The sequence below is a fragment of the Amycolatopsis camponoti genome (genome assembly GCF_902497555.1).
Taxonomy (GTDB): Bacteria; Actinomycetota; Actinomycetes; order Mycobacteriales; family Pseudonocardiaceae; genus Amycolatopsis; species Amycolatopsis camponoti.
Window position 1 is genome coordinate 2,058,205 of sequence record NZ_CABVGP010000003.1, and the last position, 13,512, is coordinate 2,071,716.

Below are 13,512 nucleotides of genomic sequence, written 5' to 3' on the forward strand. Positions count from 1 at the left end.
GCGACTCCTAGAGCGTGTACTCGAAGGTGTACCCCATTTTCTTCTCACCCATCGCGCCGCCGACGGTGCCGCTCCCGGTGAGGCCCGCCAGCTCGCCGGTGCCCGAGCCCGGCACGACGTCGAAGGTGGACGCGATGCCCTGGGCGTCGAACGTGAACTCGTGCTTCACGATGAATGTCCCTTCGCGACCGTCGACCTTGCCCGCGAAGCGCTCGAAGCTCGGCGACGTCGTCGTGCCACTCTCGTAGCCCTCGCCGGCGTAGTACAGCAGGAGGTCGCAGACCGATTCACCCTCGATGACGCCGTCGTACGCCATCGAGGCGTGCGCGTAGGCGACCCGCGGGCCGCCGTCCGTCCCGCTGACGATGTTCTCTTCCCAGTTCTTCATGGTGAATGCGTTCATGGAGACCACCCTGCCGGGCATACCTGTCAGCTTGTGTCAGGTATTTCTGCCAGAATCGGGCCATGCGCGCCAGCCGGCTCTTGTCCGTCCTGCTCCTGCTGCAGAACCGCGGCCGGATGACGGCCGAAGAGCTGGCCGAGGAGCTCGAGGTCTCGGTCCGCACGGTCTACCGGGACATCGACGCGCTGTCGGCGTCCGGCGTCCCGGTGTACGCCGACCGCGGCCGGACCGGCGGGTACCGCCTGGTCGACGGCTACCGCACTCGCCTGACCGGGATGACCGAGGAGGAGGCCCAGTCGCTGTCGCTGGCCGGATTGCCGGTGGCGGCCGCCGAGCTGGGCCTCGGCACCGTCCTCGCGGCGGCCCAGCTCAAGCTGTACGCGGCGCTGCCGCAGGAGCTGCGCGACCGCGCCGGGCGCGTCGCCGAGCGGTTCTACCTGGACGTCCCCGGCTGGCACCGGGGCATCGAAAGCCTGCCGGCCCTGTCCGCGATCGCCGACGCCGTGTGGTCGTCGCACCGGATCCGGATCCGCTACGAGCGGTGGGGCCAGCGGGTCGTCGAGCGCGACGTCGAGCCGCTGGGGCTGATTCTCAAGGCGGGCAACTGGTACCTCGCCGCCCGCTGCGAGGGCACCGACCGCACCTACCGGATTTCGCGCGTGCTGGAGCTGACCGACCTGGGGGAGGAGTTCGAGCGGCCCGCCGGGTTCGACCTCGCGACGTACTGGCAGGAGTGGTCCGAGCAGTTCGAACGCCGGATGTTCCCGCGGGTGGCCGTGGTGCGGTTGTCGCCGCGGGCGCAGGCTCTCGTACCGTTCTACGCGGGGTCGGTCGGCGCCCGTGCCCTGCGGCACTGCCGGAACGAACCGGACGCGGAGGGCTGGCTCACCGTGGAGCTGCCGGTGGAGCCGGGCGAACCGGCCATCGGCGAGCTGCTGCGGTTCGGGCCGCACCTGGAGGTCCTGGAACCGGCGGACCTCCGGGCCGAGCTGGCGCGGGCGATCGAGGAGATGGGCGCGATCTATGGGTGAGCTGAGCGGGATCGCGATCGGAGTCACGGCCGAGCGGCGAGCCGAGGAGTTCATCGGCGCGCTCGAACGGTACGGCGCCGAGGTCCGCCACGCGCCCACGATCACCATCGTGCCCCTGGACAGCGACCCGGAGCTGCGCGCGGGCACCGAGTCCGTGCTGGCGTCGCCGGTGGGGTTCACGGTGGTCACGACGGGCGCGGGCTTCCGCGGCTGGCTGGCGGCGGCCGAGGACTGGGGCCTGCGCGACCGCCTGGTGACGGCGCTGGGTGCGTCCCGGATCTACGCGCGCGGCCCGAAGGCCGTCGGCGCGGTGCGCGGTGCCGGGCTGCGGGAGGCGTATTCGGCTGCCTCGGAGAGCAACGCGGAGCTGTTCGGGACGCTCGCGGCAGCCGGGATCGACGGCGCGCGGGTGGCGGTCCAGCTGCACGGGACGCCGCTGCCGGAGCACACGGCGCCGCTGGTCACGGCCGGGGCGACGCTGGTCGAACTGCAGCCGTACCGGTGGTATTCGCCACCGGACGTCACACCGGTGCACGACCTGATCGACGCGGCCGTGGCCGGCGAGCTGGGAGCACTGACGTTCACGAGCGCCCCGGCGGCGGCGAACTTCCTGACCTTGGCCCGCTCCTACGGACGGTACGACGAGCTGCTCGCGGCGATGCGCGGGCCGTTGGTGTGCGCGTGTGTGGGCCCGGTGACGGCCGCGCCGTTGGAGGCGGCCGGGGTCCGGACGGTGCAGCCGGAGCGGCAACGCCTCGGCGCCCTGGTGAAGCTCCTGGTCACGACGCTCTCGACGGCGGGCTAGCGGGGTCAGTCCTCGTCCGGCGGCACCTCGCCCGCGTCGGCCGCGCGGACCGCTTCCCGGCTTGCCGCCTCTTCGCTGATCCCCGCGCGCCAGTAGCCGGTGAAGCAGATCCGCCGCTTGTCGACTTCGCGCTCGCGCACCAGGTGCCGCCGCACCAGCTTCACGACGCCCGCTTCGCCCGACACCCACGCATACGGCGCTCCGCCGGGGAAAGTCGCCGTACGCACCGCGTCCAGCAACGCTTGTCCCAGCGGCCGCGAGCCGCGAAGCAGCCAGTGGACTTCGACCGCTCCGCGCGTCTCGAACGTCTGACGCTCTTCGCGCTCCGAAACCTCGATGTACGCCGAAGCGCGCGTACCGGCCGGGAGCTGCTCGATGATCGCGCCGATCGCCGGCAACGCCGTTTCGTCACCGACGAGCAGCTGCCAGTCGGCCTCGGCGGGCAGGTCGTACAGGCCGTACGGTCCGGTGAACGTCACACGGTCGCCCGGCGTGACGCGCGACGCCCAGGCCGAAGCCGGGCCGGTGTCGCCGTGCAGCACGAAGTCGACGTCGATCTCCGCCGCGGCCGGCCGGTGCGCCCGCACGGTGTAGGTGCGCATCGGCGGGCGGACGGCGTCCGGCATCGCCAGGTACGTGCGGTACCAGGACATGACGTCGGAGCCGGTCTCCGGCAGCTCGGGTTCTTCCTGGCCGGGCCGCGGGAAGAAGACCTTGACGTACTGGTCGGGCGCCCCGGCCGGGACTTCGCGGAAGCTCGCCGCCTCGAACGTCACGCGCACCATGTGCGGCGTCACCGGCCGGACCGCGGTCACCCGGGCTCGGTGGTACGTCAGGGCCGGTCGCTCCACCTGAGTCGTCGCCATTAGGCGAGGCTAACCTAAAAAACAGCGGTCAGAACAGCCCCTCCTCACCGGGATCTTCGTCACCGCCGGGCTTCCAGCGGTACTTGCGCAGGTCGACGCGCTGGCCGTCGGCCAGGACGCCCTCCGCGCGCAGCCGTTCGAGCTGGTCGTGGACCAGGTGCGGCGCCGGTGTCCCGTTCGCGCGCAGGATCCGGTGCCACGGCAGGTCGTGCCCGTCCTCGGCCAGGATGGCGCCGACCATCCGCGGTGAGGGCGCGCCGGAGAGCGCCGCGATGTCGCCGTACGTCGCGACCGTGCCGGCCGGCACCGACTCGATGATTTCCCGCACGCGCTCGTGCAGAACGTCGTCCATGCCCCCACTCTGCCGGAGGGGTACGACACTTTCGGTGGCCACCCGGCGCACGCTCCGGCACCTTCATCGCACGCAGCCCCGTTAAGGCGTGCCGGTGCCGCACCCACTACTCCGGTCGTGGTTCCATCGCTGGGTGAACGCGAGGCGAACGGCGCAGGCGGACGCGCGCCTGGTGCGCCCGCCGATCGCCGACGCACCCTCCTTCACCTGGGACGAAGGCGCCCGGCGGGTGCTCTCCGCACCCGGGGGTTTCCGCCGCGTGCTCGGCGGCCCCGGCACCGGCAAGACGGCGCTGCTCGCCTCGGCCGCCACCCGCCGCATCGCCGAGGGCGCCGACCCGGAGAGCGTGCTGGTGCTCACGACGTCGCGCAAGGCCGCCGACGCGCTGCGCGCCGACATCACGCGCCGCCTCACCGCCGACCCCGACCAGGCGCGGCCGCTGCCCCGGACCGTCCGCGAACCGCTCGTCCGCACGGTCCACTCGTACGCCTACTCGCTGCTGCGGCTGGAAGCGATGGCCGAGGAACTCCCGCCGCCGCGCCTGCTCGCCGGTGCCGAGCAGGACGTCGTCGTCCGCGAGCTGCTCGCCGGCGACCTCGACGAGGAAGCCGGGTACTGGCCCGAGCAGCTGCGGCCGGCGCTGATCGTCCCCGGCTTCGCCGAAGAGCTGCGCGACCTGCTCATGCGGGCCGCCGAGCGCGGGCTCGGCCCGGAGGACCTCGCCGAGCTGGGCCGCCGCCGCGGGCGCGAGGAGTGGATCGCCGCCGGGCAGTTCTGGGCCCAGTACGAAGAAGTCACGCAGCTGCAGGGCGCGGGCGGCAACGCGCTGGGCGTGGCGAGCGCGCCCGCCCTCGACGCCGCCGAGCTGGTCACCTCCGCGCTGCTCGCCCTGGAAGACGACGACGAGCTGCGCGAACGTGAGCGCACCCGGGTGCGGCACCTCTTCGTCGACGACGCCCACCACCTCGACCCGCTGCAGACCGGCCTCGTCCGGATGATCGGGCACACCGCGGCCGAATTCGTCGTCGCCGGCGACCCCGACCAGAACGTGTTCTCCTTCCGCGGCGCCGACGCGAGCCTGTTCGCCGACGCCGACCCGGACGGCAGCCGGACCGTCACGCTCACGACGTCGCACCGGCTGGCCCCGGCCGTCCGGCTTGCGGTGGCGAAGATCGGCGCGACGCTGCCCGGGGCGTCGCGGCACCGCAAGATCGTCCCGCCCGCGGGTGCTTCCGGGGGGAACGTGCGGGTGCGCGTGATGCCGACGCCCGCCGCCGAGGCGAGCTGGATCGCCGACCAGCTCCGCCGCGCGCACCTCGTCGACGGCGTGCCGTGGTCGGAGATCGCGGTGCTCGTCCGGTCGCCGGCCCGGACTTTCCTGGTGCTGCAACGCGCTTTGCGCGCGGCCGGCGTCCCGATCGGGTCGGCGACCGAGGAGCTGCCGCTGGCTCGCCAGCCCGCGGTGCGGCCGTTGCTGGCCGTGCTGAAGCTCGCGCCGTCGCCCGAGCTGCTCGACATCGACCTCGCCGAGATGCTGCTGTCGTCGTCGCTCGGTGGCGCGGATCCGCTGGCGCTGCGGCGGTTGCGCCGCGGTCTCCGGCGGCTGGAACTGGCCGGCGGCGGGCAGCGCTCGAGTGACGAGCTGCTCGTGGAAGCGTTGCGCGGCGGGGACATCCTCGTCGGGCTGGCCGACGCCGAGGCCGAACCGGTGCGGCGCGTCGGCGGGCTGCTGCGCCTCACGCACCAGGCTGTCGCCCGCGGCGACGGCGTCGAGCAGGTCGTGTGGCAGCTGTGGCGGGAAAGCGGGCTGCAGGACAAGCTGCTGAAGCAGGTCGAACGCGGCGGATCGCTGGGGGCGCAGGCCGACCGCGACCTCGACGCCGTCGTCGCGCTGTTCGACGCGGCCGGCCGGTACGTCGACCGGCTGCCGCGCGCGAGTGTCGCGTCCTTCGCGGATTATCTCGGTGCACAACAGATCGCGGGGGACACGCTCGCGCCGGCGGCCGTGCCTTCGGACGGGGTTTCGCTGCTGACCGCGCACGCCGCCGCCGGTCGCGAGTGGACGGTCGTCGCCGTCGCCGGCGTCCAGGAGGGCGCGTGGCCGGACCTGCGGCTGCGCGGATCCGTGCTGGGCGTGGAACGGCTGAAGGACCTGATGTCCGGAGTGGACGACGACGCCGTCTCCGCGACCGCGCCGATCCTCGCCGAGGAGCGGCGCCTGTTCTACCTCGCGATGAGCCGGGCGAAGCAGACGCTGCTGGTCACCGCGGTGTCCGGAGAGGACGAACAGCCGTCCCGCTTCCTCGACGACCTCGAGGAGAACGGTGCCGACGACGGCGGTCTCGACTCGCGGATGAAGCCGCCCGGCCGGTCGCTGGTGCTGGCCGAGCTGGTGGGGGAGCTGCGCGAGGTCGTCTGCGACGACAAGGCCGAGCCCGCGCGACGGCGTCGTGCCGCGAAGCAGCTCGCGCGGCTGGCCGAGGCCAAGGTGCCGGGCGCGCACCCGTCGACGTGGTACGGCCTGCTCCCGGCGTCGACCGACGAGCCGGTGCACCGCCCCGGCGACCTGATCCGGATCTCACCGTCCACAGTGGAAATCCTGACGAAGTGCCCGCTGCGGTGGATGATCGAGCGCCACGGCGGGAGCGACCCGGCGCAGCTGGCCGCGGTGACCGGGACGCTGGTGCACGGGCTGGCGGAGTCCGTCGCGTCCGGCAAGACCGACGCCGAGCTGCAGGCCGCCTTGGACGAGGCTTGGGTGCGCGTCGACGCTGGCGCACCGTGGTTTTCCCGGCGTGAGCGGCGGCGCGTCGAGCAGATGCTGCAGAACTTCGTGACCTGGCTGGAGCGCAGCCGTGCCGAGCTCAAGGCGGCGGGTGTCGAGCAGGACATCGAGGTCGAGCTGCCGGCCGGGGGCGAGGACGAGGTCCGGGTGCTGCTGCGCGGCCGCGTCGACCGGGTCGAGCTGGACGCCGAGGGCCGCCCGGTGATCGTCGACATCAAGACCGGCAAGGTCCCGGTGTCCGGAAAGGACGCGGAGGAGCACCCGCAGCTGGCGGCGTACCAGCTGGCGGTACTGCTGGGTGCGATCAAGGGCAGCAACGAGCCCGGCGGCGCGCGGCTGGTGTACGTGGCGAAGGCGAACAACAAGACGGGAGCGACGGAGAGGTCTCAGCCCCCGCTCGACGAGGTGGGCGGCAAGCAGTGGCTGGAGCTGGTCCGCGACGCGGCGGCCTCGGCGGCGGGGCCGGACTACCAGGCCCAGGAGAACCCGGACTGCGACCGCTGTCCCGCGCGCGGGTGCTGCCCGCTGCGGCCCGAGGGCAGGCAGGTGCCGGGCCCGTGACCCGTCGCGAAGACGTCGTGAGTGGGAAACAGTGTTCTAACCCTGTTTCCCACTCACGACCGGCCGGGAGGCGTGCGTGAGCCCGCTCGTCGTCGCCAACCCCGTCGAGCCCGCCGAACTCGCCGACGCGCTCGGGCTGCACCGGCCGACTCCCGAACAGGCCACCGTCATCGCCTCGCCGGTCGAGCCTTCCCTCGTCGTCGCCGGGGCCGGCGCCGGCAAGACCGAAACCATGGCCGCGCGGGTCGTCTGGCTCGTCGCCAACGGGATCGTCAGCCCCGACCGCGTCCTGGGTCTCACCTTCACCCGCAAGGCCGCTCGCCAGCTCGGCGAACGCGTGCGGGCCCGGCTGCGGCGGCTCGCCGGCTCGGGGCTGCTCGATCGGCTCGACCCGAGCGGCGGCCTGCGGTCCACTGTGGTCGCCGGTGAGCCGACCGTCCTCACCTACCACGCCTACGCCGGGCGCCTGCTGTCCGAACACGGGCTGCGCCTGCCGGTCCAGCCCGGCGTCCGGTTGCTGTCCGAAACGTCGTCGTGGCAGATCGCGCACCGCGTCGTGTCCACTTGGGACAACGAGCTGGACACCGACCGCGTCCCGCCGACCGTCACCGCGGACGTCCTGCAGCTGGCCGGTGAGCTCGGTGAGCACCTCATCTCGGTCGACCAGCTCGCCGAATACACGACGTGGATGTGCCGCGTCATCGAGAACGCGCCGCGGGCCAAGGGACAGCGGGCCGCGCTGCCGCAGAAGCTCACCGAAATCATGGCGGCGCAGCACTTCCGGCTGGCGCTGCTGCCGCTGGTCGAGGAGTACCACCGGCGCAAGCGCAACGAAGGCGCACTCGACTTCGCCGACCAGATGTCGCTGGCCGCGCAGCTCGCGAGCAACTATCCCTCCGTTGTGCGCGGCGAACGGGAGCGCTTCGGCGCGGTGCTGCTCGACGAATACCAGGACACCGGGCACGCCCAGCGCGTCCTGCTCCGGGCGCTCTTCGGCGGTGTCGAAAACCAGCCGATGCCGGTCACCGCGGTCGGCGACCCGGCCCAGGCGATCTACGGCTGGCGCGGGGCCAGCGCGGCCAACCTCCCCCGCTTCACCACGGACTTCCCGCGTCACGACGGGGAAAACCTGGTCCCCGCGAACGACTTCGGCCTGCTGACGAGCTTCCGCAACCCGCCGGAGATCCTCGACCTCGCCAACGCCATCGCCGAACCGCTGCGGGCGCGCGGCCTCGGCGTCGAACGGCTCCGGGCGCGCGAAGGCGCCGGGCCAGCGGACATCGCGTGCGCGCTGCTGCCGGACATCCGCGCCGAACGCGACTGGGTGGCCGACGCCCTCGCCCGGCGCTGGTACGCCACCCAGGAGGAGACCGGCAAGCCGCCGACCGCCGCCGTGCTCGTGCGGCGCCGCGCCGACATGGCCCCGATCGCCGCAGAGTTGCGGGCGCGCGGATTGCCGGTCGAGGTCGTCGGGCTCGGCGGGCTCCTGGACGAGCCCGAGGTCGCGGACCTCGTCTCGACGCTCAAGGTGCTCGCCGACCCGCTGTCGGGCAGCGCGGCGGCCCGGCTGCTGACCGGCGCGCGCTGGCGGCTCGCGGCCGCGGACGTCGCCGCGTTGTGGCGGCGCGCCGGCGAACTCTCGAGCCCCGAGAAGCCGGACGCGCCCGAGCTGGTCGCGGAACGCGTCGAGCAGGCCGGGCTGATCGACGCCATCGACGAGCCGGGCTCGCCGGAACGGTATTCCGAAGAGGGTTACAAGCGCATCCGCCGCGTCGGCTGGGAGCTGTCCGCGTTGCGGCGGCGGCTCGACCAGTCGCTGCCCGAGCTGGTCGCCGACGTCGAACGCACGATGCTCCTGGACGTCGAATCGCTGGCGCGCCCCGGATCCGCCGGGCGCGCGCACCTGGACGCGTTCGCCGAGGTCGTCACCGACTACGCCGAGACGGCACCGACGGCGACCCTGCTGTCCTTTGTGGACTACCTGAACACCGCCGCGCACGCCGAAGACGGCCTCACCCCGGGCGAGGTCGAGGTCGTGCCCGACCGCGTGCAGGTACTCACCGTGCACTCGGCGAAGGGCCTCGAATGGGAGGTCGTCGCCGTCCCGCACCTGGTGCAGGACGTCTTCCCGGGACGGCGACGGTCGTCGTCGTGGCTGCGGACCGCGACGTCGCTGCCCGCGGCGTTGCGCGGAGACTCACAGGACCTGCCGGAGCTGCGGATCGCCGACGGCTACGACCGCAAGGAAGTCCAAGAAGGACTGGAACTGCACGAAGCCGGGTTCGTCGAGCGGGAGCAGTCGGAGGAACGGCGGCTCTGCTACGTCGCGCTGACGCGGTCCGAGCACGCGCTGATCGTGTCCGGGCACTGGTGGAACGAGAGCAGCAGCCGGTCCAAGGGGCCGTCGGAATTCCTGACGGAGATCGGCGACGTCCTGCGCGAGACCGGCGTCGGGCAGCTCGCCGAGTGGGCGCCGGAACCGTCCGAAGAGGACGAGAACCCGCTGGTGTCGGACTCGCGGAAGGGGCGCTGGCCGGTCGATCCGCTGGCCGACCGCCGCACCGGCGTCCAGACGGGGGTGGAGCTGGTGTCCGAAGCGCTGTCCACTGTGGATGAAATTGAGTCCGAAGAGGACGATCCGGACGGTTGGCTGACCGACACCGACGTCCTCCTCGAAGAGTGGGCACGGAAGGACGACCGGGTCCGGCGGGTCCCGTTGCCGTCGCGGCTTTCGGTGAGCCAGCTGGTCGCGCTGGCCGACGACGCGGGGAAGCTGGCGGCGGACCTGAGCCGTCCGCTCCCGATGGAACCGAACAGCTTCGCCCGCCGCGGCACGGAGTTCCACGGCTGGCTGGAGCGCCGGTTCGCGGGCGACCAGCTCATCGAGATCGACGACCTCCCGGGCGCGGCCGACTTCGGCGAGGCGCCCGACACGGACTTCGAAGAGCTGCAGACGGAGTTCGAAAAGAGCGAGTGGGCGGCCCGCGTGCCGGTGGCGGTGGAGGTGTCGTTCTCGGCGGACGTCGAGGGCATCACCCTGCGCGGCCGCATGGACGCGGTGTTCCGGCACCCGGACGGGTACTGGGAGGTCGTGGACTGGAAGACGGGCGCGGTCCCGCCGGAGTCCCGGCTGCCGGCGCTGGCGGTCCAGCTGGCGGCGTACCGGATGGCGTGGGCGGCGCTGAAGAACGTCCCGGTGGAGGAGGTCCGCGCGGCGTTCCACTACGTCCGCGCGAACCGCACGATCCGCCCGGCCGACCTCCTGGACCCCGAAGGCCTCCGCCAAATCCTCCGCGACATCCCCGAGGCGTGACCCGCGGGGCATCACGCGTGTCTGGAGGGGCATCACCCGTGATCAGCGGGGCATCAGCCGTGTCTGGAGGGGCATCGCGCTGATGCCCCTCCAATCACGCGTGATGCCCGCTCAATCACGCGTGATGCCCGGTCAGGCTCGGTCGCGGACCTTCAGAGCCCACGCGATCAGGGGCCACTGCAGGGGGAGGCGGGCCCAGGCCATCGCGCGTTGCGGGGCCGGGGCCGGGGCAGCGTCCAGTGCCATCTTGACGTTGCCTGGGAAGACGCCCAGGAACAGCAGGGCCGCCGCCAGGCCGCCGAGGCGGCGGGTGCGGGGGACCGCCACCGCGGCCGCGACCGTCAGCTCGGCGACGCCCGAACCGTACGTCCACGCCCGCCGGGAACCCGGCAGCCACCGGGGGATCAGGCCGTCGAACGGCTTCGGGACGGCGAAATGCAGGACGCCCATGAAGCCGAGGGCACCGGCCAGGAAGTGGGCGGGTCGCTGGGAGGTGGCCATCGACTCATCGTTCCACGCGGCGGCGCCCTACTCCGTTCGGCTATCCTCCGGGCGTGAGTGACGCTCGACACCTGCCGCGGGGAGCCGGTGCATGAAGGCACTGAGGCGGTTGCCGCTGGGCAGTCTCACCGATCGGCCGGACCACGAGCTCGTCGGCGTCCTGCGGATGCCCGAGCTGACGGTCAGCCCGCTGCGTTCGATCATGAAGCGGGTCATCGGCGCGACACTCGCGCTGCTGCTGACGGTGATCATCGTGTACGTCGACCGTGACGGCTACCGCGATGCCAACGGCGACGGCCTGTCCCTGCTCGACAGCCTGTACTACGCCACCGTTTCCCTCTCGACGACCGGCTACGGCGACATCGCGCCGGCCACCTCGTCCGCCCGCCTGGTGAACGTGCTGGTGATCACCCCGCTGCGGGTGCTCTTCCTCATCGTCCTGGTCGGGACCACCCTGGAGGTGCTCACCGAGCGCTCCCGGCAGGCGTTCAAGATCCAGAAGTGGAGGACGAAGGTGCGCGACCACACGGTCGTCGTCGGGTTCGGCACCAAGGGCCGGTCCGCCGTCAACGCGCTGCTCGGCGACGAGAACATCGCCCCGGGGCAGATCGTCGTCGTCGACACCGACCAGCAGGCCCTCGACGCGGCGAGCGCACTCGGCCTCGTCGCCGTGCACGGCTCGGCCACCCGCTCCGACGTCCTGCGCGTCGCCGCTGTGCAGCACGCGCGCGCGGTTGTCGTCGCCCCGAACCGGGACGACACGGCGGTGCTCGTCACGCTCACCGCCCGCGAGCTGGCGCCCCAGGCGCACATCGTCGCGTCGGTGCGGGAGGCGGAGAACGTCCACCTGCTCAAGCAGTCCGGCGCCAACCAGGTCGTCGTCTCCAGTGAGACGGCCGGGCGGCTGCTCGGCATGGCGACGTCGACGCCGCTGGTCGTCGACATCATGGAGGACCTGCTCACGCCCGAATCGGGCCTGGCGATCGCCGAACGGCCGGTCGAGCCGTCCGAGGAGGGCGGGTCGCCGCGGCACCTGCCCGACCTCGTCCTCGGCCTGGTCCGCGACGGCGTCCTGTACCGCGTGGACGCTCCGCAGGCCGACGCCATCGAGCCGGGCGACAAGCTGCTCTACGTCAAGAAGGTGACGCAGGCGGAGAAGATCGAGCGGTAGGTCCGCTTCGCCCGGCGAGACCTGCTGAGCGGGACCGGGGCGCCTGGGTTTTGCCCGCCGGATCTGGAACCATGGCGAAGTGCCCCCGCGATCACTCGATCTCAAGTGGCCCACGGTGGCGATCCCCGCCGCGGCGGGTGTGCTCGTCGTACTGCTGGCCTGGCTGGCCGGCCCGGGGCTGCTGGGCATCTCGAACGACGACGTGGGCGCGCCGGTGCGGGCCGAGGTCACCAAGCCGGCGCCGTGCGACCGGCCGGACGCGGTCGAGACCGTGAAGTTCACCGTCGCGGGCAAGACGCACGAAGGCACCCTGAACGGCTGCGGGCACGGCCAAGGCGAGCGGGTCGACGTCGGCGTCCCGGAGGTGCTGCCCGACCAGGGGACGGTCACGGTCCGCGTCGCGGACACCTCGGCGGGCGCCTCGGACGCACGGCGCCCGGTCGGCCTGTTCCTGCTGGTGTTCGCGTGCTTCTCGGGCGGGATGTTCGTCTACCTGTGGTTGAGCATCCCGCTGCGACCCAAAACAGCTAGCTGACCTCGGACGACGGCGCCGCGAAGGTGTTGCAGTCGGAGATCCGGTTGCTCGTCGCGCCCGCCCGCCACCAGGACGCGTAGTGCGCGTTCGTCCCGTGGTCGTGGCTGCGGGAGGTGTTGTCGCCGCGGGTCTCCTGGTCGTTCCAGGCCTTGTTGTACATGTCGCGGCTGATCGTGCCGCCCTGGTCGACGTGCGCGCCGAGGAACATGCCCGAGAAGCACTGGGCCTGCAGCTCCTTGCGCCGCGACATCTCGAGCCCGGCCGGGCTGTTCTGGCCGGCCTCGTAGATCTTCTGCCAGGCCGCGTCCATCAGCCCGGCGACCTCCTGCACGTGGTGGCCGTACTCGTGGGCGAACAGGGCCAGGTAGACGCCGGGGTTGTTGCCGTACTGGTCGGTCTGCAGCCCGCGGAACGGGACGTACAGGTTGTTTTCGCAGTAGTACGCGGCGGTCGCGATGCCGACCTGGATGGTGCCGCACTCGGTCTCGAAGCTCGCGCCCGTCGGGAAGTGCAGCGCGGGCGGCGTGAACGGCAGGTGGTAGGCCTCGAGGAACGGGCCCCACGCCGCGTCCAGGCACTTGCTGGCCGCGGTGAAGAACGCTTCCGCGCCCGCCTGGGTGCTCTGCCACGCCGGCAGCGTGCAGACGCGGTTCTGCAGGCCGGCGTTCGGGTCCTGCAGGATCGGGTGGTCGGCCAGCTTGAGGATCTTCTGCGGGCCGGTCGCGCTGGGCGCGGAGGTCTCGGACGGGGGGCTCGACGCCGAGGCCGGAGCGCCCGCGCCGCCGGGCTGCAGCGGCGAAGGGACGTCTTGGGACGACGGCGTGTCCCGGAAATTCGCGTTGGCCAGCGGGGTCTCGCCGCGGTTGAGGGCGACGATCGCGACCAGCCCGAGCACCAGCACGGCGACCGCGCCGAGGCACACCCCGATCACCGCGGCGGGAGACCGGCGACGCGGCGCGGACACGGTGTGCGGGCGGCCCAGCCAGGGAAGATCCGGTTGCGCATCCGGCACCGGCGGCGGCTGGACGGTTCCGCGAGGCGGTACCTGGCCGTGGGGCGGTTGCGTCACTAGGCAGTCCCGAAGGGTCTCGGTACGGACCGGGGGTACCCGATCCCGCCATTCAGCATATCGGGGGAATGGGGCCTCTCGCACCCGTCCGTGCGCACGGTGTCACCGCGAACGGACGTC

11 protein-coding genes are annotated in these 13,512 nt (G+C 72.5%); 6 read left to right on the plus strand and 5 right to left on the minus strand.

Translation table 11 applies throughout. The features are described 5' to 3' along the window. Positions 1-7: 7 nt before the first annotated feature. Entirely contained in the window at positions 8-403 is a 396-nt protein-coding gene (locus AA23TX_RS46580) for a DUF3224 domain-containing protein (protein WP_196425906.1), read from the minus strand. 62 nt (positions 404-465) lie between these two features. On the opposite strand from AA23TX_RS46580, the gene AA23TX_RS46585 reads away from it, so the two are divergent. Continuing rightward, complete coding sequence (locus AA23TX_RS46585; protein WP_155549247.1) at positions 466-1,434, plus strand: helix-turn-helix transcriptional regulator; 969 nt, start codon at positions 466-468, stop codon at positions 1,432-1,434. Next, entirely contained in the window at positions 1,427-2,239 is an 813-nt protein-coding gene (locus AA23TX_RS46590) for a uroporphyrinogen-III synthase (RefSeq protein WP_155549248.1), read from the plus strand. The genes AA23TX_RS46585 and AA23TX_RS46590 overlap by 8 nt, the downstream gene beginning before the upstream one ends. A 5-nt stretch (positions 2,240-2,244) precedes the next feature. On the opposite strand, the gene AA23TX_RS46595 is transcribed toward AA23TX_RS46590, so the two are convergent. Together AA23TX_RS46595 and AA23TX_RS46600 are read right to left on the minus strand one after the other, a co-directional pair. Continuing rightward, positions 2,245-3,105, minus strand: a complete 861-nt coding sequence (locus AA23TX_RS46595) for a siderophore-interacting protein (RefSeq protein ID WP_155549249.1) — start codon at positions 3,103-3,105, stop codon at positions 2,245-2,247. Positions 3,106-3,133: 28 nt separating this feature from the next. Next, a complete protein-coding gene (locus AA23TX_RS46600; RefSeq protein ID WP_155549250.1) occupies positions 3,134-3,457 on the minus strand; it encodes an MGMT family protein in 324 nt (107 codons plus the stop codon). Positions 3,458-3,590: 133 nt separating this feature from the next. Here AA23TX_RS46600 and AA23TX_RS46605 point away from each other — a divergent pair, with 133 nt between their 5' ends. Next, the gene (locus AA23TX_RS46605; RefSeq protein WP_439328809.1) at positions 3,591-6,803 is read left to right on the plus strand and encodes an ATP-dependent helicase; all 3,213 of its coding nucleotides are present in this window, start codon (positions 3,591-3,593) and stop codon (positions 6,801-6,803) included. A gap of 76 nt (positions 6,804-6,879) precedes the next feature. Next, positions 6,880-10,116, plus strand: a complete 3,237-nt coding sequence (locus AA23TX_RS46610; RefSeq protein WP_155549251.1) for an ATP-dependent helicase — start codon at positions 6,880-6,882, stop codon at positions 10,114-10,116. Positions 10,117-10,248: 132 nt separating this feature from the next. Here AA23TX_RS46610 and AA23TX_RS46615 read toward each other — a convergent pair whose 3' ends face one another. Next, a complete protein-coding gene (locus AA23TX_RS46615; RefSeq protein WP_155549252.1) occupies positions 10,249-10,617 on the minus strand; it encodes a DoxX family protein in 369 nt (122 codons plus the stop codon). 91 nt (positions 10,618-10,708) lie between these two features. Between AA23TX_RS46615 and AA23TX_RS46620 the strand changes: the two genes are divergently transcribed. Together AA23TX_RS46620 and AA23TX_RS46625 are read left to right on the plus strand one after the other, a co-directional pair. Then, the gene (locus AA23TX_RS46620) at positions 10,709-11,788 is read left to right on the plus strand and encodes a potassium channel family protein (protein ID WP_155549253.1); all 1,080 of its coding nucleotides are present in this window, start codon (positions 10,709-10,711) and stop codon (positions 11,786-11,788) included. 115 nt (positions 11,789-11,903) lie between these two features. Continuing rightward, the gene (locus AA23TX_RS46625) at positions 11,904-12,323 is read left to right on the plus strand and encodes a hypothetical protein (protein ID WP_155549514.1); all 420 of its coding nucleotides are present in this window, start codon (positions 11,904-11,906) and stop codon (positions 12,321-12,323) included. Here the strand turns inward: AA23TX_RS46625 and AA23TX_RS46630 are convergent. After that, positions 12,316-13,335, minus strand: coding sequence for a neutral zinc metallopeptidase (locus AA23TX_RS46630; RefSeq protein ID WP_155549513.1), 1,020 nt, complete (start codon positions 13,333-13,335; stop codon positions 12,316-12,318). The genes AA23TX_RS46625 and AA23TX_RS46630 overlap by 8 nt on opposite strands. Positions 13,336-13,512 lie beyond the last annotated feature (177 nt).